The organism is Orbaceae bacterium lpD02, from assembly GCA_036251875.1.
GTDB classification, from domain to species: domain Bacteria; phylum Pseudomonadota; class Gammaproteobacteria; order Enterobacterales; family Orbaceae; genus Orbus; species Orbus sturtevantii.
This window is the reverse complement of record CP133960.1, coordinates 291,203-316,998: the sequence shown is the minus strand read 5'-3', so window position 1 is coordinate 316,998 and position 25,796 is coordinate 291,203. Positions and strand designations below refer to the sequence as shown.

Here is a 25,796-nt window from a genome sequence, read left to right as displayed (position 1 = left end):
ATGGTCAAAAAATTCAGTACTGAGTTCAAACAACAATCAGTTGATTATGCCTTATCGAATGCTCATCTTTCGCTAGCCGATATTGCAAATCACCTTGGCATTGGTCAATCAACCCTTGATAGATGGGTAAGGCAAATCAATCCAGGTAAAACCAGTAAACGCGAGTTAACGGCTGAGCAGCAAAAAATTATCGCTCTAGAAAAAGAAAATAAAGAACTGAAAATGGCGAATGAAATCCTAAAAAAGGCGCATGTGTACTTCATCAACCATCCAAGTCGGTGAAGTACAAGTATATGAAACTGTATTTATCGTCGTATCCGGTACGTTTAACCTGTTGCCTATTAAACGTCAGCGTGCCCGGTTATTACGCTTGGTTAAAACGCACACCGAAATCACAGCCGCTGATTGATAACGTCAAGGCACTCTATTGGCGGCATAAAGCGCGTTTGGGTGCACCAAGCTTAGTACACGATATCCGAGATGAGGGCTATGATGTCTCAGAAAGAACAGTAAGTCGAGTATTACAAAAATTAGGCTTACGAAGTAAAGTCGCCCGTAAATTTAACTATCTAGCAGCGCCAAGCCTATCTCATGATGTAGCGCCAAATACATTAGATAGACAGTTTAATCCTGATAAACCGAATCGTGTTTGGGTGACCGATATCACGTATATCAAAACCGGTGAAGGCTGGCTATACCTTTGTGTGATTATTGATTTATTCGGGCGAAAAGTGATTGGACGACAAACGAGCTCGCGGATTGATAGGCACTTAGTCTGTAACACACTCAAAAATGCCTTATTCCGTCGTCAGTTTCCAAAGGGTGTATTACTTCACAGCGACCGAGGAAGCCAATATTGCAGTGCTGATTTTAAGCGATTATTGTTACAGTATGGACTTAGTCAAAGTATGAGTCGAGCAGGCAATTGTTGGGATAATGCGGTAGCTGAAAGTTTTTTTCATACATTAAAAACGCACATTATTCATGGTTGTGATTACAAAACTCGGGAGGATGCGAATAAAGCCCTATTTGAATATATTGAAATCTATTATAATCGTGTTCGTCGTCATTCAACTAATGGTTGGATATCGCCTCAGCAATATGAAAATCAGTATTATCTAAATAACACATTTATAGAGGCGAGCACTGTCTAATATTTTGGCGAGGATCAAACTTTTCTTTGTAAGACATGAAATTATTATAATACTCTATAAATTATTTGTACTTTAACCAATACAATTAAACTATCCATCCTTAAATTTAATTATATTCCAAGCATTCAAGTTATCAATCGAAATATAAGACTGGCTACTAATTATACTCCCCCATACACCAGCTTAATAAACCTCCCTCTCCCATCGCCATGCCCCAGATCCATCGACGCTTTAGCCAGTGCTTCTTGTTCGCTGTAACCTTGTTGTAGGTACTGGTCGACTTGCTCTTGAGTAAAAGCATAACGCAGGCTATGAGGCGAAATCTGTCCTGTTAAACCCAAACGATAAGTGCTATTTCGCCAATAATTCATGGCTTGTTTTAAGTTGGGTTTATCAATCAATTTACCGTTTTGCTGTGCCATGATAGTTAGGGCGTTATTAATCACGTGTAATGCTTGTTGTGGATTGATAATGTGGACATCTCTTGGTCTTCCGCCTTTTGTACCAAAGACAACCTGTATTTTTGTGTGTCCTGTTTGTAACGCTTTTTGCCATGTTTTCATCGATTGACAGCTTTGTACCGCTTCTTCACCTCTTAGCCCTAAGGTGACGGCAATATCCAAGGTAGCAGCCAGTGCGGGGCTTTTTTGCAACGCTTCTTCATGGATAGCTTGATATTGTTCTTGGCTAATCGCCACTTTAGTGCCTTTACGACTGGCACCACTGATCCCTAAGGATGGGCTGCTGATTCTCGGATGGTCAGCCAGTTTTTCTCTTCCCGCAGCCCTTAATGTTTGGCGAATAGCAGACATTTCATTGTGTAGGGTGCGTTTACTAATCCCTTGGTTTAATCGGGTTTGAATATACCGCTCAATATAGCTGACCTTAATTTGGTCAATATTATGGATTTGGATGTTGCTGTCTTTCAAATACAGCCCAAATCGTTTTATCATCTTTTGCCGATTATCCACTGTTTTATGAGCACCGCCGGCTTGCCTTGCGTTGTTTGTCAGTTGCTGGTGCAATGATTTCGGTTTTGTCGTGGTCTGACTGCTGTGCTTTATGTTGGTTCTGGTTTTAGCTTTAGCGTGTACATTGATTACTTTCATCGGTATTACCTCATTCCTGACGTGTTAGTTGATTGCTACTGCTTTAATTCATTACTGCAATGACACATAAAAAATACTCTCTAAAAAAATGACGATGACTACGACAATAAAAACCCTCTCTGGCGCATGCTACAAAATGACAAAGTCTCGCTTTGTCGTTGACGATACCTATGCACCAGAGCGAAACGGTGTTGAGGTGTTGGGGTTCGGTGATGTACTCAGTACAGCCGCCTGTTATATAAAATAAAAAAACAGGAAATCCCACTGGCGGTGACCAGCCGTCGGTATCGGTCAACATTACTCCTTAACAATAATGGTTAAGCTGTGCTAGCTGTTTTGTAAAAATAAAACAGCGCAAGTTAACTAGGGCTAAACATACGGAGGGGTGATTAATTCATTGGAATCATTTCAATGATTAAATATGCCTTAAGATTGAGGATTATTTAGCTTAAAAAGCCTAAAAAATGTGGTGTCATTTACTCACAAAGATTGATATCCCTTGTCAGCAAAGACTTCGCTTGCGGTATTTACGTAGCGTCACTTTCTCATTATTCATGGTAAAGTGACGCTACGAGGATGGTTTGCTTTTAAAAAATTTGCCGTTAAGCGGCAATGTTATTTTGTAAGTTGAGTGCCCATTGTAATAAGTTAACAATGGATAATTTGTGTATTAAGCCATTAGAACGCTATTTAAACGTTATAGCGTAAATAGTGAGCATTTGGATTTATTGAGTTCGATGTTAAGCAATAAATAAACATATCTTGTATTGCATTACGCATTAGGTTTTATATGTTAGCTAAGAAATACAAAATAGCTAATAGAATAAATAACCTGCTAAATTAATGAGTGTATTGATATTGATTTTAGGATGACGAAAAATTAAGTTAATCGTCTCTTTTAACCCATTCAATAGAGATTTTATATATACCGGCCAATTAAGGCCAATTTAATAGTTATGTAACCTTTACTGTATGAACAGTAATCCCCCACTGGAACGGAAACGATTATGGGCTAACCAGTAGGTTCAAAAATCTACCGCTGACTTAAAGGTTGTGCCAGCCTGGGTATGTTGCTAACCACGTTAGCGAAACATGCGTTGATTATGGCGCGTCTTTTTATCAAAATCAACGATTATTTTTGCCGTGTTCGCCTGTTTGCAAAGGGTTTGGATACATCTATACACGTCAGTGGACGGCTATACACGTTGATGGAATCACATTATTTTTATAGAGGCTAATAAAAATCTTCTCGTTTGAATCGTTTACCTGTTGGTTTCACATCTTTTGCGTCAAAACAATCAATTTCTTCTCTTCCATGAATTAAAACAGCATATCCATACAAAATACCATCTTCTTCGCTTATACCGACAATAGCACCTTTCTTACCAATGAATTGTTTAAGCATAGTGGTTGGCAAAATCTCCACCTCTTCGTAAAAACATAATTTTTCAGTCATAACCATATCCAATTTTTATTTATGCGTTATTTTACCATCTAAAGAAACATTCAAATGTTTACCATCCCGAGATGCCCAACCTAATTGTTTTTCACCTAGTTTTGATAGCTGCACATCCCACTCAAACTCTTGCCCAACCGTTCTCGATGGCCCTTTAACCCATTCGTTAAGAAACTTATCTAGATATCCGTTACTATTTCCTTTTGGTAACGGTTGATTAGGGTGATAAGATTGTGAAGGCACAAATCTTATCTTACCCGTGGTAGGCAATTTAGCATATTTCAGCCTTTGCGCAATAGTCCACGGCTTAGCAGCACCCATTGAACCATGGGGATTAAAGGTCGGCTCTTTCAGCTCAATTACATGCCGTTGCTTTTTACTATTTTTAGAGAGCTTATCAATATAGACCTGTATATCTTTTAATAATGAAGGCTTTTGCCCTGCTGGAGTGATCGCTCTAATCGAGACAATATTATGCGTAGCCGATGGTACCTTGCTTAAGGCTAGCATTTTACTGCCAAGCGTTAAATCAACCAGCCCATAAACAATCCCCTCATAGCCTTTCGGCGCAAGTCCAGACCAAGCAATTGCATCTTCACCTAAGGTCAAGACCTCCTTATCGGTTAACATCCGGCTCATGCCCGCCGCAATATTATCACTGCCAATAAACCCTAAGGCGACAGCCGCAGCGGTACCCGTACCAAGTGAACCCACTTCAATAGTTCCCGCCACCGCTAATGTTAAGACACCGCCCGCTACCTGTGCGCCCCCTAAAATCTGATTTTCATATTCAAGGTAAGTTGATTTAATTTCATCACCGTACAGATAACCCGATAGGCCACCAGCCAAAGCACCCAGTGGACCAAACACACTCCCCATAGCCGCGCCACTGCTGGCATTCATCAAATCATTTGCGCTAATATCGCCAAAGTACTCATCAATAAAGGACACATCCACCGCCGTGGTTACCAGCTGCCAGTCATCAAGCTGTGCCCATTTTTGGGGTATCTTAATATCAGCCAGCCCCTGCTGATTAAACCGACCAACAAAACGGTGTCCTTGGCTAACAGACGTAATGGCATATTTATGGTCTTTGTGAAGCTCGAGATAAAACCCTTCACAATGTGGTAACTCAATATATTGATAGTTAAGCTTAGTGACTTTTAATCGGTAGCTGCGGCGCGTTTGTACATGCTTAATCAGTCCCGGCGCACGTAACTGTTTAAGCAGTTTAATGGCATTAAAGTAAAGGCTCTCAATATCCCTCAGTTCATCGGCCTGCGTATCTTGCTCAACTTGCTGTTTGAGTTTCGTCTCGTAATCGTTATCCTCTCCGGTACCATCGAAGATGAGCGGGTTACCTAAATACTCACTAGCGGTTTTGGCTAATTTATCACTGTGATAACCGTAATCGGCTTTATCATAACCTTCACTGTGACGGAGGTTGCGCAGAGAGGTTATCGCTTGTTTGAGTAATTTAGAGTCAGTAATCGCCCCTTCAGCCTCATCGTAACCAAGCTCACCAATACGCTCGGTGGCGGTAATAAAATCGGTTTGATTTAAGACTAACAACACATGATAAAACAACGCCCCAATCCGTTCATCAGGACGAAACAGCGCCTTATCATCAAGCTTTTTAACCGGCGCATAATGCTGCGATGAAAAGCCCACATTAATAGCACTCGCCAGCGCTTCATCTTGCTCGAGAGTAAAAGGAGAATTACCTGCGCGTAATAGTGCACTTAACTCATCAAGCCACTGCTGTGCCAGCTTTTTAACCCGTAATGGCTTTTCACCACGTAAGGTTAAATCGCTATCACCATGATTACCGCCTAATAAAATATGCACCTTAGGCAAAACCTGACTGACCGAAAACGTATCACTATGCTTTAAAAAAATATCATTAGCGCTTGTTTGTACATTGCTAATAACCTGCTGGATATTCCCACCATCACGAATATCTAACAGCTCCGGCGAGTGATTTACTAAATCAACAACGAGCCAACTATCATCCGGCTCATAGACGGGCTGTTTTTTAACAAGCGAAAGCGGCGCGTTAAACGGCTTATTGGCTGAGGATGCGCCATAATACCCCCCTTGCGGTGGCAGCTCAATCAACACCACGTTGCCCGTAAATAAGGCCGTTTTTAAAACGTGAGAGACCTTATCAGGGATCTTGTCATAATAACTTTGGTAAGGTAAGCCCGTTTGTTGTAAGACAGGGTAGAAGTTTTTGCAACTCGATGGCTCCGACACCAACTGATTAACAATATCATCATAGCCCGTATCATAAAAATGCTTAATTCGTTTCGGCTTGGGTAAATAGTGGCTACCTTGTTGGCGTGCTAATTGATACGCCTCTTCGCGTTGTTGCCACTCTTTGGCAGACAATAATTGATAGAAATACATGCTCGCTATTCCATTGGCTTTTTTATTATTGCTATATCTATAAATTAAATCATAGCATGCCAGCGTAGAGTGGCAAGTAAAAATCATCAGTGCCTTATTCTCAATCAAAAAACACCAATAAAAATAAAAACTTAAATCTTTTTTACTCCCTTCCTATTGCGGGTTAACTACGCGGGTACTTTTATCATTTATTGATTTATGTCAATAAATGATAAAACAGGTACTCAATCCTCTCAATTTGAATCCTCTTTTTTTGTTAACCTAGCCATACTTTTATTAGCGGTTTATTTATTTGGGTTATGTTTTGTTTTTAAAAGGAGTACCACGATGTTTTCATCCGCCAACGAAACGGCTTTTTATTTTACGGTTGAAGGCTTAGAGACATCCGCTAAACTCCAAGTACTCTCTTTTGAAGGCTTAGAAGCCATCTCCTCAGATTATGCGGTTGAGATTAATCTTGTCTGTAACCACCTGCGCTTTGACATTACACAGCTACTGTCTAAACCCGCCTTCTTATCCTTTGATGGTGAACAAACTACCGGTATTCATGGCGTTATCCAGCATGTGCGTAGAGGCGCGGTAGGCAAAGACTACGCACTATTTAAGGTGGTATTAACTTCTCAGCTATCCCACCTAAAACGACGCATGAACCAAAAAGTGTTTCGTAAAAAGACCGTACCTGAAATTATCTCCGAAGTACTTACCGACTACGGCATGGCAGAAGGGCTTGATTTTGAATTCACCCTAAAAGAAACCTACGAAACACGCGAATACACCACCCAATACGACCAAACCGACTACCAACTAATCAACCACCTAGCCGAAAGCGAAGGGATTTTTTATTATTTTACCCATGACAAAGACCGCCATAAACTTATCTTTGCCGATGCCAATCCCTTTTTTAAAGTCCGTGATGAAGCCATTATCTACAAAGCCGACGCTGGCTTTGTGGCAGACGAACGCGTTGCCAAACGCTTTGATATTGCCCTAAACAGCGTAACCACCCAGACCGCCTTTAGAAATTATAATTTTGAGAAGATGAAGAGCCCTGAAGGCAGCTCACAAGGACTAAAAAGCAACAAACTTAATGATGCGACAGAAATCAATTTAGAAGCCTACGACTACCCCAGTAGACATCTCGATGCAGAAAAAGCAAAACAACGTGCCAAAATCGAACTAGAGCGCTTTAGAGCAACCCAAGTACTCGCTGAAATGGACAGCGATGTGATTGGACTGCACACAGGGCAATTTATCCAAATCACCGAACACCCCCTAAAAGATGTAGAAGAGCATTGGTTAATCCAAGAGATCCGTCATGCAGGTAAACAGCCTAGCGTACTTGAAGCACTAGGCGATCAGCACAGTGCCAATAGTCGCCAAGGCGGTAGTCAGCTACTAAACTACTTTGAATTTCCTGTGAGTGATAGCTTGGAATTTACACTAGACGACTTCTCACAAGGCTATCGCAACGTCACCATCCTATCCCCCAAAGACACCGCCTACCGTCCTCAAAAACTGCATCCAAAACCCAAAGTACTCGGTACCCAAACCGCGATTGTAACGGGGGCAGCGGGCGAAGAAATTTATTGCGACGAATACGGACGCGTCAAAATTCAGTGTCATTGGGATCGACTCGGTAATTTTGATGATAATAGCTCAGATTGGGTGCGGGTCCGCACGGGCTGGGCGCACAATGGCTATGGGATTGTAACAGTGCCACGCGTAGGTATGGAGGTATTAGTAGCGTATGAAGAGGGGGATCCAGATTTTCCGATGATAGTGGGTGCGCTACACAACGGTAAAAACAAAGTACCTTATGAACTGCCTGCCCATAAAACCAAAAGCGTTTTCAAAACCAGCTCCTCAAAAGGTGGTGTCGGCAGTAACGAATTTAGAATAGAAGACAAAGCGGGTGAAGAACAAATATTTGTACAAGCCCAGAAAGACTTTTCGCAACTCACCAAAAATAACCATACCGTAGAAGTCAAAAATAACAGCCACCTACAAGTGGGTAATGAACATTCAGAAACCATTACTGCTAATCGCTATACCCACAACCAAGCCGAAGAGCATGTGCTGGTTGATTTAGACCGAAAAACACAAGTGATGATGAACGACTACAAACAAGTCACTTTGTCAGAACACAAAACCGTAGGAACCATTACCACCACCCAAGCAGGGCAAGAAATCCATTTAAAGGCAGCAGGGCAAATAGTTATAGATGGAGGATTAAGCCTAACCCTTAAGGCGGGCGGACAACATATTGTTATTAATCCTGCTGGAATATGGATGACTATACCTGTGCTACCCATTGGGGTTCCAATGGAAGGAACGCCTTCCGTGCCTGTTCCCCCATTGCAAAAGAGCAAAGGCGTTAATAGCGTGGCCTCGCCCTCAGTCATTTTACAGTCCATGATTGGCACGACAATGCCAAGTCCCGAAGAGGCAGGGTTTAAATACAATTTACGCTACCAATTAAAAGATGATATAACAGGCACAACCTATGCAAACAGCCACTACATAGCGGTATTACCTGATAACAAAACCATCAAAGGCATAACCGATGCAGAAGGCTATACCGAAGCATTTCATACGGATAATCCAGAGAACATAGTGGTTCATCTACTCGATAACAAAGAAGCCGTAGAACCAATGGGCGCACCTGTTGTTAGCGAGCCAACTAAAAGTACAGAACATAGCTTAAGGTACTTACTAGCAAACGATGAAGGACAACCTTACGCTAATCATGACTATATTGTCATCTTGCCCAATGAAGAAACCATCAAAGGGGTTACCGATGCCGAAGGTTATACAGAGCCTTTTTATAGTCGCTATCCAGAAGATGTTGTTATTCACTTAGTGAGTGATAACGAAAAGATTACCGTTTAAGAACGTCAAGGAATAATACATAACATGGCTATTTACAACATCTACGCTGAAATAAAAACCAATACCGCCCCTGAAAATCTTTACTATGACATGGAATTGTATAAAACCGATTGGAATGGTAATAAAACTTATGCGCTAAGACCGACAGGGCAACATGCTTTACAGGCAGGTAATAAAACAAAATTTCATCAGTCACTTGATATACCAGACCCACAAGAGACCTGTTATATTTTATCGATTACGATTTATCGCAAGGTGGGTGCTGATTTTATAAAAATGACACAAGACCCGATGACGGCTATTACACCGCTTAAAGGATTTTTGATAAAAGATAAAGAATGGGGGCCATCCAGAGAGTTTGAGTATTACGAAACAACCCAACAAACCAAAAAAAGCCAACAAGGACAAATTAATACGTTCCAGTTAAATATATCGTCAAAACCGAGAGTTTTTGAAGCGGAAGAACATCCTATTGGTGATACTCTTGATCCATTTACTAAACAGAGGGTTGAGGATGAGCTTAAAGTGAGAATGACTAGGCCTGCATTATCTCATAATCAGCTTCAAGTTATACCATATAGTGATATAAGAAAAAGACTATTGCCTTGCCCTAATCAAAACAGGTCAATGTTTTGTGGACCTTCAGCATTTTTTTACTGTATTCAACAAGATAGACCAGACATCTATCAACAATTGATTAAAGAGCTATGGGAAACTGGTGAAACTAAAATAGGCTCTTTAAAAATAGAGGCTGATAATAGTGTAAGGTATCCTAAAGAAATGTTTGACGAAAATGGTTGGCTAAAGATATCAGCCATAGATTGGATGACAATGGCTAGCCTTAGGGATACTGAAAACACAGGTTTGTTTTCCATTAATTCACCTAGCCCTGGTTTTCTCTGGTGGAATTGGGCGGGGGCGGTTACAATGTGGGGCGTTCTAGAAAAATGGTTTAAAGAGGCAGGTGCAACGAAAGTATATGACAATATAAGTATTGCTCATAGCAATTTACAAGATATTTGTACATTAAATAACTATGCAACGCCCAATAATCACGTTGTTTCTTTGATTAGAGCAGGAATGTTATCACGAGGTGCAAATGCGCTGACTAAAGATCACTGGATTGTATGGGAGGATAAATTGAAATTGCTAAACGGCACTCCCGTAACAACGTCTACACCATTATCAGAGAGAGTACAGCTAAAACTATTTTCATGGGGTGAGGTTTTTGAGCAGTTAGATACAACGTTAACATTAGGTGAGTTTCTAAAACATACTTTTGGAGGGTTGGTATTTACTAAAATGCCATAATAAATAATGATTAAATTAATTTTTAGTAGATTAATTATTACAGTTTTAGCATGTTTTTTATTGATAGGATGTATTCCCCCGCGAGTAATTATTACTCCTGATAAGTTACCCGATGCAATTATTGGTATGCCATATTCTGCAGAAATAAAAATTGATGGTGGTTCAGGTCCTATTGGTGGTTTTGAAAATATTATCTATCCCGAACATTGTGGGCTAAAAATTATATTTCCTGAAGTAAATGGAGTTGTTGAGTCTAATTATATGCGAATTCAAGGCACCCCGGTGGTTAAGCAGGAAATCAGTGTTAGTTTAAAGGGGTTTATGATACCGACGGGTTGGAATGATTCATCTAGTTATAAGAAAATTTATATTATTAAAGTAAAAGAAGCTGAAAAATAACAATCAAAATAGTTAAAATTATTTTAATGGGTGATGTTTTTGAATAGTTAGATACATCATTAACACTGGGTGAATTTTGAGTCCTACTTTTGGAGGACTTGAATTTAAGAAAATACCATAGAGACAATGAAAAAAATTATTTTTCCATTTATATTCTTTTTAGTCGCTGGATGCAGTCAAAGTATTATATTCAGTCGTGATAATTTACCAAGTGCCACAGTTGGAGAGCTATACTACGTAAAGGTCAACATATCAGGAGGAACAAGTGCTGTGAGGTCTATATATGCTATTGTTACTCCTAGCGTATTAAGTGTGCAAGGAATCCAAAAAGATGGTTGGACGGATTATAATAATTTAACTATAAAGGGCATCCCAGAAGCTTTAGGAAACATTACTGTAAAAATTACAGGAGAAACAGCTCCTACACTTTTTAATACTGAGCCAACCTTTGAAAAGATTTATATCATTAAAGTTAAAGAAGCGAAAAAATAAAGTTTTATTTATAAGAATAACAAGCTAATCAAGTGTCACCCTATGCATGAAATACTGATAAATCAGCGCGCATAAAAGAGATCGAAACAACCGATCAATCACGATCAATTGATCTAAATAAACGATTATAAAAGACATGATTAATCTGCTATAACTAGGGTGCAGTTACTAACAACTGAACAGATGATATGATTTGTTCATTAACGAAACCCCGCTGTGCTCGAACACAACGAGGCTTCTAACCACAACATTACGGGAGGTAATGCGATGGCTACTCATCAGCATACAGGAACTTTATTTTTTCGCAAATATCATTTAGGGATAACTAAGGCGGTGCAATCATGAAAGATCTCGCCGACTACCTCACTAAAAGCCCCGATGAACTTATTATGCAGTGTATTGCTATTACACGAGCCGCGCTTAACACCAACGATACAGGCTTTCGTGAAACACTTCTCTACGCTGTCTTTGACAAACAAATAAACCTTGCCATAGCTTTAGGTGCTTTAGATGATAACGACCTTATAGGATAACAGGATTCAATTGAGATTAACCATGACGTTTAACAATCAAGCGTCATGTCTGTAAGTATTTCTTTTTTCATCTTTTCCAGATAGTTGCCATTTCGCTAGAAATGGCCTCTCTTAATTTAACTCCCCTTCCCTTTTTCCCCTTATACCCTTTTATTTTGTGCATGTTAGGTGATTTATGTTGATTAACCACTATATGACTATTAAAATAGGTATCTAGTAAGAAGTGGTACATTAATAGGTACATTCTTACTAGATGGTATTTTTTAACTCATGAGATTTCATAGGGTTAGCGCTAAATACTAGAGAACGTTTCCCGCTCCAGTTATTAATATAAAGACGTCCAACAACGTATTCAAGTTCCAAATAATCAAGGCGTTACGTCTTTCATCTTTCCAAGCAAAGCCATTGAATGGTACTCAAATGTACAACAGATAAGTACATCTTTAAGTACATCGTTTTTCAATTTAAGTACTTCGGTACTCTATTATCTAATTTAGTCTGATTCTACTTCGTTTTGTTGTAGGTCGACCTCTTGATGTTTTCTTTTTTAATTTCTTTTTTTAATTTTTCGTTTTTATCTTTTATCGAGAGGATATAAGTATGAGTCGTTTAACAGATTTAGGGGTTCGCCGTGCTAAGGCGAAGCCGTCGGTGTATTCGCTGTGTGATGGTCGTGGTTTGAGTTTACGGATTGAACCTTCTGGGGCTAAGCGGTGGCATTTTCGTTTTTATTGGCAAGGTAAGCAGCAACGTATTTCGTTTGGGTGTTTTCCTGAGGTGGATTTGTGTCTTGCGCGTGAGCGTCGTGAGGAGGCGCGTCAGAATTTAGCTCGTGGCATTGATCCGCGTTCGGTGGAGGCTGTTGGTGAGGTTTCTGTGGCTTGTGTGTCGTTTGGTGAGTTTGCTGATCGTTGGAAGGCACTTAAGTTGTTGAAGTTGGGTGCGGAGCTTAAGCAACGGCAAAGTACGCGGGTGCAGATTGAGCGGTATTTGCGCAAGGATTTGTTGCCTCATTTGGGGCATTTGCCGTTGGATAGGATTTCACAACGGGAGGTGTTGGGGGTTTTGCGTCAAATTGAGGCGCGAGGGGCGTTGTCGATTGCTGAGAAGTGCCGAGGGTGGTTGAATGAGCTGTTTCGGCATGCGATTGCGGAGGGGCTGATTCGCGTTAATCCGGTGAATGATGTGGATGTGGTGTTGTTACCTTGTCGCCCTCCTCGTCATAATCCGTTTTTGCGAATGGATGAGTTGCCTGAGTTGTTACGTCGGTTAGCTGTTTATCAGGGGGATCGACGGATTATGTTAGGGGTTAGGCTGTTGTTGTTAACGGCGGTTCACCCAGGTGAGCTCCGTTATGCGGAACCAAGTCATTTTGATTTGGATAAGGGGCTGTGGCATATTCCACCGGAGCAGGTGAAGCAGTTGCAAAGGTTGGCGTTGTCGTTACCGAAAGGGTCGGTTCCGCCGTTTGTGGTGCTTTTGCCTAAGCAGGCGATTGTTGTTGTTAAGGAGTTGGATAGGCTACACTATGGATAGGCTACACTAATTCATACAACTTTTTTAGGGGGTAAGGTAAACTTGCCACCAAAAAGGAAATAAATATGAATAAAGTTAAGCGAGAAAGACGAACATTTACTGCTGATTTTAAACAGCAGATGGTTAATTTATATCAGCATGGTAAGTCTCGTAGTGAATTAGTTGCGGCATATGATTTGACGCCATCAGCATTAGATCGCTGGATCACCCAAGCCACTCAAAGTGGTTCATTCAAAACAAAAGATAACCGTAGCCAAGAAGAAAAAGAATTAATCGCTTTACGTAAAGAGCTTAAGCAGCTTCGAATGGAAAACGATATCCTAAAGCAAGCCGCACTGATAATGGGACGAAAATCGATATTCTAAAAGCCAATCGGCATCGTTATCGTGTTGTTACATTATGTCAACAATTAGGAATATCAAGGCATTATGCTTATTATCAGTGCAAAGCCAATAAACAGAAATCGGTGGTCTATTATGCCGATAAAATTTTAACTATTTTTAAACGTAGTTACCGCGCCTATGGGACTCGGCGAATTCGCCTTGCCTTGCAGGAAGACGGTATTCATGTTTCTCGTCGTTACATTGCTAGAGTAATGAAATGGTTATTACTGACATCAAAGTATACCGTTAAACGGTATAAAGCACACTATAAAGAGGTGAATGAAGCCACGACAGCCAATCATTTACAACGTGAATTTGATGCGGGAGATAAAAGACAGGTGATTGTTGCTGACTTGACCTATATTCGGGTTAATCAACGCTGGAATTATTTATGTGTTTTATTGAATTTATCTAATAGACAAATTAGTGGCTACAGCGTTGGTAAGCATAAAACAGCAGACTTAGTGATGTCAGCATTAAGTCAAATTAAACAGCCATTATCAAGCCTAAATTTATTCCATTCAGACCGAGGGAAAGAATTTGACAATCAGCTGCTCGATGATTGTTTTAAGACGTTTAATATTCAACGTTCATTAAGTAAAAAAGGCTGTCCTTACGATAATGCTGTTGCGGAAGCCACATTTAAGACGATTAAAACGGAGTTTGTAAAAGATGAAGAATTTATGACAACAACTATGCTACGACAAGCATTTGCTGCATATGCTTATTGGTATAACAATAAGCGGTTACATTCTTCGTTAGGCTATTTGCCTCCCGTTAAATTTAGCAAACAAGTACCCCTTAATTTTTTTGTATGAAAAGGTGTGGATATTCCAGTAAGTATAACTATGAGCTAGCGAGAGGCGAGTGTAGAGTGAACGGTTCTCTTAGTTGTATATGTAAGTTCAATAAATTGCCCATAAGTCATAACTTTTTCAAAATGTAAATTAACTTGTTTACTTATGTTTTGAAATAGCGGAATACCTGTCCCTAAAATGATGGGGGCTACCGTGATTTTTATCTCATCAATATAGCCTATTTTAAGTAAGTAAGAAATTAGTTGACCTCCTCCAACAATCCAAATTCCTTGACCCTTTTGCAATTTTATAGTCTGTAATGATTGCTCTAAGCTTTTATTAAGAAAATGGATGTCATTGGTTGGTGAATCTTGCTGATGTGTAATAATGTAAGATTGCTTGTTATTATAAGGGTAGGTTTCGGTGTTTTTGACAATCCAATCGTATGTTCTCTTTCCCATAATAACAGTATCAATAGAGTCATAAAATACTTGATAGCCGTTATCGCCTTTCCCTTCTATATCATATAACCAATCAACTTCATCATTGTTAGTGGCGATATATCCGTCAAGGCTTTGTGCAATAAAGACAGTGGTTTTTCTCATATTTACCTTTTCATTTGATAAAATCATATAAAGAAATAATATAGTGTTTTATTTTTTATAAGAATGACCCATCCAGCAAAAAGATTATACAACATGATTTTATTTTTACATATTTATAACTGTCAACAAAAAATTGGTGATACTCTTAGGTAGGTTTTGATAAATTTAGATAGTATTTTATGGTCATTATCTTCATTTTTCTTTCAATTGCTGCAAAAACAAAGATGCAGGCTTTGAGAAGACTTGGTACTTTTTCCATACAATATTGATATCAACGGTTAATGCCGGCTTTAGCGGACGAAAACATAAAGCACTATTACCCGTTGTGTTGATTAGTTTGTCAAGACATAAGGCATAACCCATACCTTTTTCTACCATTAAGCTGGCATTAAAAATCAGGTTGTATGTTGCTACAATACGGAGCTTTTCATAGTCTTGTTTGATCCACTTGGCGATATTATTATCAACATGTTTTTGTTTGGATGTAATAAGAGGGAGATCCCATAAATCTTTTGGTTGTATAAAAGATTTTATGGCTAAGGGGCTATCTTTACGCATCAAAACACCCCATGTATCTTGCGCGGGTAAGAGAAGTGACTCATATTTAGTGGATTGTGTAGGCTCAATTAAAACACCAAAATCTATTAGTCCTTTATCCAATTTTTCAGTGACTTCATCTGCATCACCGCTGAAAATGTGAGCACATATTTGTGGGTGTTTTTGTTGCAAATCTTTAATAGCATCAGCTATTAGCCCCATGGCATGGCTTTCACCACCACCAATATAAATATCACCGCTGATCATATCAGCAGGGGCTTGAAACTCAGCCTGTGTTTTTTGAACCAGTTCAAGAATATCTTGAGCTCGTTTTCTTAACAGTACACCTTCTTCTGTGAGTGTGATTTTTCTACTACCTCGCGTAAAAAGGGAAACACCAAGTTCTTCCTCTAGCTCTATCAGTTGTCTAGATAGGGTTGGTTGGGTAATGTGCAGATAGTCTGCTGCCGCAGTCACGCTTTCTTGCTGAGAAAGTGCTAAAAAATAGCGCAATACTTTGATGTCCATTGTGATGCTCCTTTAATCATATGATCTTTTTAGATAATCTATGCCTTTTAAGCATGAATATACATTAAATTTAAGTATTTTACATGTCAATTGTCCTTGCTTACACTACATAAAAAATAGAATCGTATTGATAGGGATCGTTATATGAAAGATGAACATGCTGCCAGCCACTAGGCGCTAAGCATCACAAGTGGATGCATGACAAATAAAGATGAGTGTGTAGTCTGATTTTTAAAAGATATTAGGTTGAAAAATGAAATCACAAATAACAAGTCGTTTTTTAAAGTATTCAGCAGATCGCCCCAAATGGCCTGCTATATTTTCTTTATTTATGGGGGTCACGAGTTTAATTGCAGCGGAGTTTATTCCTGTTAGTCTTTTAACACCAATTGCACAAGATTTAAAGATTACAGAAGGAATGGCTGGACAGAGTGTGACAGTTGTTGGCATATTTGCAGTGATTGCCAGCTTAACATTAGCTCCTTTAAGCAAGAACATTAATAGGCGCTTTATTCTACTCACACTTTCTGCATTAATGATTTTTTCAAACATCTTAGTCGCTCTTACTCCTAATTATGTAGTGCTTTTAATTGGACGAGGTGTTCTAGGTATTTGTGTGGGTGGCTTTTGGTCTATGGCTTCTGCTGTAACGTTACAATTAGCATCAGCTAAAGATGTAGCACGAGCTTTAAGTGTGGTGTATGCAGGCGTTTCTATAGCCACGATTATTTCTCTGCCATTGGCTAGTTATTTGGAAGATCTCATGGGGTGGCGCAATGTCTTTTTCTTCGCAGCGTTATTAAGTGCCATTGCATTTATTTGGCAGTATATGACCTTGCCATCATTGGCGGCTCAAATGGGAAACGGTTTTGGTAATATGTTGGCTTTACTCAAACAGAAATGGGTTTTGGTTGGAATTGTAGCCACCATTTTTAGTTATGGGGGCTATCACATTTTCTTTACCTACCTCAGACCGTTTTTAGAACAAGATCTTGTGTTGCAGAATAATGTATTGAGCATTAGCTTGTTAGCGTTTGGTATTGCAAATTGCTTAGGGACACTTATAGCGGGGTTTATTTTGGGTAAATTTTTTAGATCCACCATGATCATGATGCATTTAATCTTTGCACTGTTAGCTATTTTGCTACTAGTAAGCAATCGGGCAATTGAGCCAAGTTTGGTGTTGGTCATAGGGTGGGGTTTATTGTTCGGGTTTATTCCTGTTGGTTGGTCGACGTGGATTACCAAAACACTTGCAGATAAGGCTGAAATTATAGGTGCTCTTTCAGTTGCAGCGATTCAATTTGCAATCGGGCTAGCAGCAGCTATTGGTGGAATTATTTTTGATCGTGCAAGCATTGAAGGTATTTTTATCGCATCAATTTTGATTTTTGTATGCGCTGCACTCTTCATTAAAGTGAGTTTTTCTTTGTTATTAAAAACGACTGGAAAATTTGCTTAATCAGTCAAGCTAACTCTTTTACTTTAAAAACGATAGGGAATTGAATGAAAAGGAAACAATATGAAAAATTTTTTATATAGCTTAAGTTTTAAAAATGTAGCGGCACTCTTCTTTGGAGTTTTGGGTGTCGCCTTCTCAACATTTACAATAGGACAAGATATGAAATACGGTGCTGATAATTTTTACAAAAGCAATGCAGTGACAGTTGAACGAGTAAGTTTTAAAAACCAATTTAATATGGAGGTTGTGGGAAATCTTTTTATTCCTAAAGATGTAGCTCAAAACACGCAATATCCGGTCATTATTGTTGGTCACCCTATGGGAGCAACCAAAGAGCAAGGCGCTAACTTATATGCTACAAAAATGGCAGAGCAAGGGTTTGTGACATTATCAATTGATCTCTCATTTTGGGGCGAAAGCGCAGGAGAGCCGCGTCATACTGTTTCACCAGATATTTATACGGAAGACTTCAGTGCTGCTGTCGATTATTTGAGAAGTTTGCCTTTGGTGGACGCGAACAACATTGGTATTATTGGCATTTGTGGCAGTGGTAGCTTTGCTATCAGTGCGGCAAAAATTGATCCCCGGATTAAAGCCATTGCAACCGTGAGCATGTATGACATGGGTGCAGCCAATAGAAATGCTTTGAATCACTCGCTGACCCCAGAACAACGTCAACAGATTATTACGCAAGCAGCACAGCAACGTGATGTTGAGTTTTTAGGAGGCAAGACTCAATACACAGGGGGTACAGTCCATGAACTGACTGAAAACTCCAACGCCATTGAGCGCGAATTTTACGATTTTTATCGCACCGCAAGAGGTGAATTCACACCTAAGAGTGCTTCACCACAAACGACTACACATCCTACACTCAGCAGCAATGTGAAGTTCATGAATTTTTATCCCTTCAACGATATTGAAACAATCTCTCCAAGGCCGATGCTGTTTATTGCTGGCGAAAATGCTCACTCCATTGAGTTCAGCCAAGATGCCTACCAACGAGCAGCTGAGCCAAAAGAGCTTTATATTGTCCCTAGCGCAGAGCATGTTGATTTGTATGATCGAACAGACCTCATTCCCTTTGAAAAATTAATGTTATTTTTTAAAACCGCGTTGAAATAAGTGTATTTGATAGAAGAAAATAGGAAATGAAAAAAAATTATTAATCTTATTTTTATTCGCTTTAGGAAGCAGTATATACGCACAAGAGATACAGAGTAAACAAGACCGATTGGTGCACAAGTTTCCTACACCAGAAGATGTTCAAGGTTTTCCTGCAACGTTGCTTTTTACAGGGACACGTGATTTTTTTCTGAGTAACACGGTCAGAATGCATTTAAAACTGCGTGAAGCTGGCGTTGATGCTGATTTGATCGTTTTTGAAGGGCTTTCGCATGCCCAATATTTAATGACATTTGATGCACCTGAAATGCAACAGTACTTTAAGATGTCCAGCCAATTTTTTCAAAAAAAACTGGGTTAAATCTTCAGCTCAATAGGCATGAACTAGGGCGATGAGAGGATCACAATGTTTAGCGAAATAATATCCATATTTATGATCGGGTTGCTGTTTATAGCTTCACCTTATACACAAGCTCAAGAAAGCGGAGATATACATATGAAAATTAGAATCACAGCTGGCGGTGAAATCGCCATTGCCACACTCAATAGCAGTCAGGCTGCCCAAGATTTTGCTATTTTGTTACCTTTAACGCTGACCTTGGGTGATTATGGCGTCAATGAAAAAGTCAGTGATTTACCTAAAAAACTTTCAATTGCAGGAGCCCCTTCAGGTTATACGCCAAGCAAAGGTGACTTTTCTTATTATGCGCCATGGGGAAATATTGCAATTTTTAGGCATGATTTTAGATACTCGGACGGCTTAATTAAGCTGGGTGAAATTGATGGAGGATTTGAGGCTATAAATAAAAGTGGAAGCATAGAAGTTGTGATAGATACTTTTTAGCTATGCTGAGTGTTTTGGAAAATTGCATCGTCAAATAGGCGGTATTGTAGGTATAGATGATTACTTAATAGCTCTTTTTTAAGGCTGAGAATACAGGATGTCAAATACAAAATTCAAGACCAATTTTTTTATCAAATGAGGAAATCGAAAATTTCACTAAAAAATTTGGTCATGTATTGATGGTAATCCCCCCTAAAAATAATAGAAGTCAAAAGTAGAATTTTCTCTTACTATAATGTTCGGAGAAAAATATGAAAAAAATGACTTTCACAGACAATCAAATACTCAATATATTAAAAAAAGCCTAAAAAGCCAGTAACAATATTGATATCACTGGCTTTTTTGGAGGCTTGCGAACTGTTTTGGAGTGCGTATTTTTATTCCCACTCAATGGTTGCTGGAGGCTTACCGCTGATATCATACACAACCCGTGAGATACCATTCACTTCATTGATAATACGGTTGGAAACACGACCTAAAAAATCATATGGCAAGTGTGCCCAATGAGCGGTCATAAAATCGATTGTTTCAACCGCACGTAGTGAGACAACCCAATCATATTTACGTCCATCACCCATGACACCAACAGAGCGCACAGGTAAAAATACCGTGAATGCTTGACTGACCTTATGATATAAGTCAGCTTTATACAGCTCTTCGATAAAAATCGCATCTGCTCTACGCAATAAATCACAATACTCTTTTTTAACTTCACCCAGTACACGCACACCAAGACCAGGGCCAGGGAATGGATGACGATATAACATGTCATACGGCAGACCAAGCTCTAAACCAATTTTACGTACTTCATCTTTAAATAATTCGCGCAGTGGCTCAACCAAACCCATTTTCATATCTTCCGGCAAGCCGCCCACATTGTGGTGTGATTTTATCACGTGTGCTTTACCGGTATCGGCCGCGGCTGATTCAATCACATCAGGGTAGATGGTCCCTTGTGCTAACCACTTCACATCTTGTAGTTCAGCGGCTTGTTCATCAAATACCGCAATAAATTCACGACCAATAATTTTGCGCTTCGCTTCAGGCTCCGCTTCGCCTTTAAGTGCATTCATAAAACGATCTTCGGCATTAATTGCAATAATATTGAGGCCGAATTTATCACCAAACATGTCCATCACTTGCTGTGCTTCATTTAAACGCAATAAGCCATGATCAACAAATACGCAGGTTAATTGATCACCAATTGCCTGATGCAGTAATAGCGCAGTTACCGATGAGTCAACGCCACCTGATAATCCTAATAGTACTTTATCCTTGCCGACTTTTTGCTTAATGCGTTCGACAGCATCAACAATAATTGACGATGGGGTCCATAATTTTTCACAATGGCAAATATCCACAACAAAACGTTGCAATAGCTCAAGCCCTTTAACGGTATGAGTTACTTCAGGATGAAACTGGACGCCATAAAACTGTTTGTCGTCGTTCGCCATGATGGCAAATGGACATGTTTCTGTTTTCCCTACTAATGTAAAATTATCGGGGATGGCCGTTACTTTATCACCATGACTCATCCATACATCGAGTTCATTGTGCCCTGCACTATTTTTAGTATCAAAGATACCATCGGTTAACTTAGATGAACCAACAATATCCACTTTAGCATAGCCAAACTCGCGTTGATTGGAACCGGTTACTCGGCCGCCGTTACCAACTTGAATGGCCATTGTTTGCATGCCATAGCAGATCCCTAATACAGGAACCCCTGCATTAAACACATATTCTGGTGCTCTTGGGCTATTTGCTTCGGTTGTACTTTCTGGGCTACCTGACAGAATAATCCCTTGAGGATTAAATTGTTTAATTTTTTCTTCTGAAATATCCCATGGATAAAGTTCGCAATACACTCCGATTTCACGAATTCGGCGCGCAATAAGTTGCGTCACTTGTGAGCCGAAATCAAGAATTAAAATACGTTGTTGGTGAATGTCTTTTTTCATTGCAAGTTTCCTAAAGCAAAATAAGTAGCGCTAAAATAAAATATCCATTTGATTTTATTTATAAATAAATGATTTTTATAAATGCCGTTTTATAAAAACGTTATTTATAAATACCCTAAATAAATATGAGGCGACATTATATCACCTCATATAATTAATTCTACGTCCGAACAGGAAGTATTATTGTGTTGCTTGTATTGCGGTTAACGCTATCGTATAGACGATATCATCCACCAACGCACCACGAGACAAATCATTTACTGGCTTACGCATACCTTGTAGCATTGGACCAATTGAAATCAGATCGGCTGAGCGTTGCACTGCTTTATAAGTTGTATTACCTGTATTCAAATCAGGGAAAATAAATACGGTCGCTTGTCCAGCCACTTTTGAGTTAGGTGCTTTAGATTTAGCAACATCAGGCATTACAGCAGCATCATATTGCAGTGGACCATCAATTAATAGATCTGGACGTTTTTCTTGCGCAATTTTCGTGGCTTCTTTTACTTTTTCAACATCAGCACCTTGACCTGAATTACCGGTTGAGTAAGAGATCATCGCCACTTTAGGCTCGATACCAAAAGCGATCGCTGTGTCCGCTGATTGAATCGCTATTTCAGCTAACTCTTGAGCATTTGGATCGGGGTTAATTGCGCAATCACCATAAATATAGACCTGCTCAGGCATCAGCATAAAGAACACTGATGAAACAAGCGAACTTCCTGGTGCGGTTTTAATGAGTTGTAATGGTGGACGGATAGTATTGGCTGTGGTATGAACCGCGCCAGAGACTAAACCATCAACTTCATTCGCTTCTAACATCATCGTACCAAGCACGACATTATCGACCAGTTGCTCACGCGCTAAAATATCAGTCATACCTTTGCTTTTGCGTAACTCGACTAAGCGCGGAACATAATTTTCACGAATCACATCAGGATCAAGAATATCAATACCATCGCCTAAATTAACGCCTTGGGACTTAGCTACCCGCCTAATTTCATCAGGATTACCTAATAGCACACATTTAGCAATACCGCGCTCAGCACAAGTGGCTGCTGCTTTGATCGTTCTAGGCTCATCACCTTCAGGTAAGACAATCGTTTTAGCCGCTTTACGAGCAAGTTCAGTTAATTGGTAACGAAACGCCGGTGGCGACATACGGCTAGCATGTAATGATAATTCAGTGGTTAATGACTTAATCCAACTAGAATCAATATAATCAGCGACATAATTTTGGGTTGAATCTAAGCGTTCTTTATCGTCAACGGGGATCTCTAAATTAAAGCGCTGTAGATTGATCGATGTTTGGAAAGTATTGGTATCAACACTGAATACGGGTAAACCTGTTTCAAATGCTTGTTGACATAATTGTGCAACTTGCGAGTCAATCTCATAGCCACCGGTTAATAATACGCCACCGATTTCAGTGCCGTTCATCACCGATAAGGCTATTGTTGCTAATACATCCGCGCGATCTGCTGAGGTTACTAATAAGGCATTAGGGCGTAAATGTGAAATAATGTTTGGCACACTGCGTGAGCAAAAAGAGACATGCTTAATACGGCGCTGTTTAATCTCACCTTCATTAACGATTTTAGCCGCAAGGTGGTTTGCCATGTCTATTGCGCGACACGCGGTTAAATCGATATTCCAAGGGATACACCCTAAAACAGGTAACGGGCTGTGTTTTCTTAAGTCATCGATTTCAATTTTTTTGCCATCATATTTTGGCGTATGATATATTTCAACAACATCTGGTCTTGCCAGCGTTTGTGCATCAATTGGTGCATTAACTTTATTAACAATTACACCCGTAATTTTATCATTCTTTATGCCACCAAAATTAGAACGTGCAATTTCCACTCGTTCTTTTAGTTGATCAGGCGTGTCACTTCCCATTGACATAACAAAAATAATTTCAGCACCAAGTGTTTTAGCAATATTAAAATTTAACTCATTAGCAAATGAGTAATTTACAGTTGGAACAATACCTTCAACTAATACCACTTCTGATTTTTTACTATTTTCAGCATAAAGTGCAATAACGTCTTCCATTAATACGTCTTGTTGATTTAACCCTAATAGTTTTTCAACGTGACTCATCTTAATTGGTTTATTAGTTGGGATCGAAGTATTACTTTGAATTAATGTTGTTGTTTGATCGGGTCTATCACCACCTGATGCGGGTTGAGCTACGGGTTTAAATAAGCTAATTTTTACACCTTGGCGCTCCATTGCTCGAATTACCCCTAAGCTCACGCCTGTTAAACCAACATTAGAGCCTGTAGGAATTAACATAATTGTACGTGCCACTGTTTATACTCCTTATAAATCAATCTTAAAAAAAACCGCCTATTGTAGGCGGTCATAGTCATTATGCAGTCAAGCGAGCGGTGTCTTGAGCAATAACAAGCTCCTCATTAGTTGGAATAACTAATGCAGGGCGTGTTCCTTCTTTATTTATAAAGCCATCTTTACCAAAACGAGCCGCTAAGTTCTTATCTTGGTCAAGTTCAAAACCAAGAATAGCTAATTTTTCGATTACATGACGGCGAACACCTTCTGAGTTTTCACCAATACCACCAGTGAAAATAATTGCATCTAAACGACCATCAAGTAACATGCTGTATCCACCAATATATTTAACTAAACGGTGAACAAAAACATCAAAAGCATTGGTTGCGCCTTCTTCTTTACCATAGTTATCTTCGACATAGCGGCAATCGCTGCTAACATTTGTTAAGCCTAATAAACCTGATTTTTTATTTAAAAGATCATTAATATCAGCCACTGACATGTTTAAGTTATCATGTAAGAAAAACATAATAGCAGGATCGATATCACCACTACGCGTTCCCATTACTAGACCTTCTAACGGCGTTAGTCCCATTGATGTTTCAACACTTTTACCATCTTTTATTGCAGTAATTGAGGCACCATTACCTAAGTGGCAAGTGATAACATTTAATTGGTCTACCGATTTATTTAGCATTTTAGCGGCTTCACGGCTAACATAATAATGGCTCGTTCCATGTGCACCATAACGTCTTACGCCATGTTTTTCATATAATTCTTTTGGTAAAGCGTATAAATAAGCTTCTTTTGGCATAGTAGTATGGAAAGCGGTATCAAATACAGCGACATTTTTATCTTTCAAATGTGGAAAGGCAGCAAATGATTCTCGAATACCAATTAAATGAGCAGGATTATGTAAAGGAGCAAATGCTGACGCATCTTCAATACCTTTTAATACCGAATCATCAATTACAACCGATGAGGTATATTTTTCACCACCGTGTACAATTCGATGGCCAATTGCTTTAATATTAGCAAGTAACTCTGGTTTTTTAGAAAAAATATTATTAACGATAAACTGTAGAGCTTGACTGTGCGCAGCGCCTGCACCTAATGAAGCTTCCCCTTTTTGACCATCAAGTTTCCACTTAATACGCGCATCAGGCAGATTAAAACATTCAGCCAAGCCAGAAATATATTCATCACCATTTGTTGGATCAATAATCGCAAATTTGAGTGAGGAACTACCACAATTAAGAACGAGAACAAGATTACTCGACATAACAAACCCTTTTTTTATATAAGACAAAGTCATCAACAACAACGCATTGACGAGACAATTAGAAATAAAAATACTTTAAATTAATCTGACGATTAACACGATAATAAGAAACGCTTTCAATCTATTGTAACTTTGCATTACAATAGCAAGTGCCTCTTAAGCTTTATTCTGGGGGTTATTTTAAGGCAATAAAAAGCTAATGTCGAGGAATCCGATAGTAATGAATGTAATAAAATTATTCAAAACCGGTCATAAATATATGACGGTTTGCAGTACCGATAAGTCCTTAGCATCTTCCTTTCCTGAAATTAAAATTATTTTTTATATAAAAATGGCCAATAGATATTTACCACCATTAATTATCGCACTGTTTATCTGGCAATTTTATATGCATGCAAATATTATAACGACGGTAATTACTGCTATTTTTGCATTTAGTTTACCCGTGCAAGGTATTTTATGGTTAGGTAAACGAGCAAGTCTCCCTTTACCGCTTAATTTGCTCCCTTGGTACATTGAAACTCAGCAAAAATTAGTTCAGCTGGGTGTGTTAGCTAAAAAATCAGTAGAAAAAGAGACGATTGATTTGATGCACTTTATGCAGTTATATCAAATATCAGCGCATCATTTAGATGATGAATACCCAACTAGACATGATAGCTAACGTTATCGATTAAATAAGGTAA

Annotated in this window: 22 protein-coding genes; 14 read left to right on the top strand and 8 right to left on the bottom strand. The window is 39.2% G+C overall.

Features of this window, described 5'->3' with window-relative positions; translation table 11 throughout:
* Positions 1–1,154 (top strand): IS3 family transposase gene (locus RHO12_01410; protein ID WVD66441.1). Its coding sequence is split into 2 segments (ribosomal slippage): positions 1–247 and positions 247–1,154, totalling 1,155 coding nucleotides; the frame shifts between segments, so codons are not numbered across the junction.
* A 161-nt stretch (positions 1,155–1,315) separates the two neighbouring features.
* Here the strand turns inward: RHO12_01410 and RHO12_01405 are convergent.
* Entirely contained in the window at positions 1,316–2,263 is a 948-nt protein-coding gene (locus RHO12_01405) for an integrase domain-containing protein (GenBank protein WVD66440.1), read from the bottom strand.
* Between the two features lie 94 nt (positions 2,264–2,357).
* Here RHO12_01405 and RHO12_01400 point away from each other — a divergent pair, with 94 nt between their 5' ends.
* A complete protein-coding gene (locus RHO12_01400; protein WVD66439.1) occupies positions 2,358–2,510 on the top strand; it encodes a hypothetical protein in 153 nt (50 codons plus the stop codon).
* A 987-nt stretch (positions 2,511–3,497) separates the two neighbouring features.
* Here RHO12_01400 and imm31 read toward each other — a convergent pair.
* Positions 3,498–3,719 (bottom strand): Imm31 family immunity protein, encoded by a 222-nt coding sequence (imm31, locus tag RHO12_01395; protein ID WVD66438.1) that lies wholly within the window; start codon positions 3,717–3,719, stop codon positions 3,498–3,500.
* A gap of 15 nt (positions 3,720–3,734) precedes the next feature.
* A complete protein-coding gene (locus tag RHO12_01390; GenBank protein ID WVD66437.1) occupies positions 3,735–6,236 on the bottom strand; it encodes a polymorphic toxin type 17 domain-containing protein in 2,502 nt (833 codons plus the stop codon).
* Positions 6,237–6,326: 90 nt separating this feature from the next.
* Here RHO12_01390 and tssI point away from each other — a divergent pair, with 90 nt between their 5' ends.
* The 7 genes from tssI (at position 6,327) to RHO12_01355 (ending at position 14,489) form a co-directional block, all read left to right on the top strand.
* Positions 6,327–9,017 carry a type VI secretion system tip protein TssI/VgrG gene (gene tssI / locus RHO12_01385; protein WVD66436.1) on the top strand — a complete coding sequence of 897 codons (2,691 nt, stop codon included), beginning with the start codon at positions 6,327–6,329 and terminating at the stop codon, positions 9,015–9,017.
* Positions 9,018–9,041: 24 nt separating this feature from the next.
* Positions 9,042–10,328: a hypothetical protein gene (locus RHO12_01380; protein WVD66435.1), complete on the top strand. Its 1,287-nt coding sequence runs from the start codon at positions 9,042–9,044 to the stop codon at positions 10,326–10,328.
* Positions 10,329–10,334: 6 nt separating this feature from the next.
* On the top strand, positions 10,335–10,727 hold the full coding sequence (locus tag RHO12_01375) for a hypothetical protein (GenBank protein WVD66434.1): 393 nt from the start codon (positions 10,335–10,337) through the stop codon (positions 10,725–10,727).
* A 126-nt stretch (positions 10,728–10,853) separates the two neighbouring features.
* A complete protein-coding gene (locus tag RHO12_01370; protein ID WVD66433.1) occupies positions 10,854–11,219 on the top strand; it encodes a hypothetical protein in 366 nt (121 codons plus the stop codon).
* 341 nt (positions 11,220–11,560) lie between these two features.
* A complete protein-coding gene (locus tag RHO12_01365) occupies positions 11,561–11,752 on the top strand; it encodes a hypothetical protein (protein ID WVD66432.1) in 192 nt (63 codons plus the stop codon).
* A 600-nt stretch (positions 11,753–12,352) separates the two neighbouring features.
* Entirely contained in the window at positions 12,353–13,288 is a 936-nt protein-coding gene (locus RHO12_01360) for an integrase arm-type DNA-binding domain-containing protein (GenBank protein ID WVD66431.1), read from the top strand.
* Between the two features lie 65 nt (positions 13,289–13,353).
* Positions 13,354–14,489 (top strand): IS3 family transposase gene (locus RHO12_01355; GenBank protein WVD66430.1). Its coding sequence is split into 2 segments (ribosomal slippage): positions 13,354–13,609 and positions 13,609–14,489, totalling 1,137 coding nucleotides; the frame shifts between segments, so codons are not numbered across the junction.
* 35 nt (positions 14,490–14,524) lie between these two features.
* Here RHO12_01355 and RHO12_01350 read toward each other — a convergent pair.
* Both RHO12_01350 and RHO12_01345 read right to left on the bottom strand, forming a co-directional pair.
* On the bottom strand, positions 14,525–15,073 hold the full coding sequence (locus RHO12_01350; GenBank protein WVD66429.1) for a dihydrofolate reductase family protein: 549 nt from the start codon (positions 15,071–15,073) through the stop codon (positions 14,525–14,527).
* Positions 15,074–15,265: 192 nt separating this feature from the next.
* Positions 15,266–16,138, bottom strand: a complete 873-nt coding sequence (locus tag RHO12_01345) for a LysR family transcriptional regulator (protein WVD66428.1) — start codon at positions 16,136–16,138, stop codon at positions 15,266–15,268.
* A 253-nt stretch (positions 16,139–16,391) separates the two neighbouring features.
* Between RHO12_01345 and RHO12_01340 the strand changes: the two genes are divergently transcribed.
* The 4 genes from RHO12_01340 to RHO12_01325 all read left to right on the top strand — a co-directional run bounded on the left by RHO12_01340 (position 16,392) and on the right by RHO12_01325 (position 19,569).
* Complete coding sequence (locus RHO12_01340) at positions 16,392–17,600, top strand: MFS transporter (GenBank protein WVD66427.1); 1,209 nt, start codon at positions 16,392–16,394, stop codon at positions 17,598–17,600.
* A 60-nt stretch (positions 17,601–17,660) separates the two neighbouring features.
* Positions 17,661–18,725, top strand: coding sequence for an alpha/beta hydrolase (locus RHO12_01335; protein ID WVD66426.1), 1,065 nt, complete (start codon positions 17,661–17,663; stop codon positions 18,723–18,725).
* A gap of 112 nt (positions 18,726–18,837) precedes the next feature.
* On the top strand, positions 18,838–19,086 hold the full coding sequence (locus RHO12_01330) for an alpha/beta hydrolase fold domain-containing protein (GenBank protein ID WVD66425.1): 249 nt from the start codon (positions 18,838–18,840) through the stop codon (positions 19,084–19,086).
* Positions 19,087–19,131: 45 nt separating this feature from the next.
* Complete coding sequence (locus RHO12_01325) at positions 19,132–19,569, top strand: cyclophilin-like fold protein (GenBank protein ID WVD66424.1); 438 nt, start codon at positions 19,132–19,134, stop codon at positions 19,567–19,569.
* A gap of 377 nt (positions 19,570–19,946) precedes the next feature.
* On the opposite strand, the gene guaA is transcribed toward RHO12_01325, so the two are convergent.
* From guaA to RHO12_01310, 3 genes are all read right to left on the bottom strand, one after another.
* Entirely contained in the window at positions 19,947–21,530 is a 1,584-nt protein-coding gene (gene guaA, locus RHO12_01320; GenBank protein ID WVD66423.1) for a glutamine-hydrolyzing GMP synthase, read from the bottom strand.
* 180 nt (positions 21,531–21,710) lie between these two features.
* Complete coding sequence (gene pta / locus RHO12_01315) at positions 21,711–23,846, bottom strand: phosphate acetyltransferase (GenBank protein WVD66422.1); 2,136 nt, start codon at positions 23,844–23,846, stop codon at positions 21,711–21,713.
* Positions 23,847–23,907: 61 nt separating this feature from the next.
* A complete protein-coding gene (locus RHO12_01310; protein WVD66421.1) occupies positions 23,908–25,110 on the bottom strand; it encodes an acetate kinase in 1,203 nt (400 codons plus the stop codon).
* A gap of 220 nt (positions 25,111–25,330) precedes the next feature.
* Between RHO12_01310 and yfbV the strand changes: the two genes are divergently transcribed.
* Positions 25,331–25,774 carry a terminus macrodomain insulation protein YfbV gene (gene yfbV / locus RHO12_01305; GenBank protein ID WVD66420.1) on the top strand — a complete coding sequence of 148 codons (444 nt, stop codon included), beginning with the start codon at positions 25,331–25,333 and terminating at the stop codon, positions 25,772–25,774.
* The last annotated feature ends 22 nt before the right edge of the window (positions 25,775–25,796 follow it).

Coding starts and splice junctions, on each gene's coding strand:
- RHO12_01405 (WVD66440.1), bottom strand. CDS start 2,263: ATGAAAGTAATCAATGTACACGCTAAAGCTAAAACCAGAACCAACATA.
- RHO12_01400 (WVD66439.1), top strand. CDS start 2,358: ATGACTACGACAATAAAAACCCTCTCTGGCGCATGCTACAAAATGACA.
- imm31 (WVD66438.1), bottom strand. CDS start 3,719: ATGACTGAAAAATTATGTTTTTACGAAGAGGTGGAGATTTTGCCAACC.
- tssI (WVD66436.1), top strand. CDS start 6,327: ATGTCAATAAATGATAAAACAGGTACTCAATCCTCTCAATTTGAATCC.
- RHO12_01380 (WVD66435.1), top strand. CDS start 9,042: ATGGCTATTTACAACATCTACGCTGAAATAAAAACCAATACCGCCCCT.
- RHO12_01375 (WVD66434.1), top strand. CDS start 10,335: ATGATTAAATTAATTTTTAGTAGATTAATTATTACAGTTTTAGCATGT.
- RHO12_01370 (WVD66433.1), top strand. CDS start 10,854: ATGAAAAAAATTATTTTTCCATTTATATTCTTTTTAGTCGCTGGATGC.
- RHO12_01365 (WVD66432.1), top strand. CDS start 11,561: ATGAAAGATCTCGCCGACTACCTCACTAAAAGCCCCGATGAACTTATT.
- RHO12_01360 (WVD66431.1), top strand. CDS start 12,353: ATGAGTCGTTTAACAGATTTAGGGGTTCGCCGTGCTAAGGCGAAGCCG.
- RHO12_01350 (WVD66429.1), bottom strand. CDS start 15,073: ATGAGAAAAACCACTGTCTTTATTGCACAAAGCCTTGACGGATATATC.
- RHO12_01345 (WVD66428.1), bottom strand. CDS start 16,138: ATGGACATCAAAGTATTGCGCTATTTTTTAGCACTTTCTCAGCAAGAA.
- RHO12_01340 (WVD66427.1), top strand. CDS start 16,392: ATGAAATCACAAATAACAAGTCGTTTTTTAAAGTATTCAGCAGATCGC.
- RHO12_01335 (WVD66426.1), top strand. CDS start 17,661: ATGAAAAATTTTTTATATAGCTTAAGTTTTAAAAATGTAGCGGCACTC.
- RHO12_01325 (WVD66424.1), top strand. CDS start 19,132: ATGTTTAGCGAAATAATATCCATATTTATGATCGGGTTGCTGTTTATA.
- guaA (WVD66423.1), bottom strand. CDS start 21,530: ATGAAAAAAGACATTCACCAACAACGTATTTTAATTCTTGATTTCGGC.
- RHO12_01310 (WVD66421.1), bottom strand. CDS start 25,110: ATGTCGAGTAATCTTGTTCTCGTTCTTAATTGTGGTAGTTCCTCACTC.
- yfbV (WVD66420.1), top strand. CDS start 25,331: ATGAATGTAATAAAATTATTCAAAACCGGTCATAAATATATGACGGTT.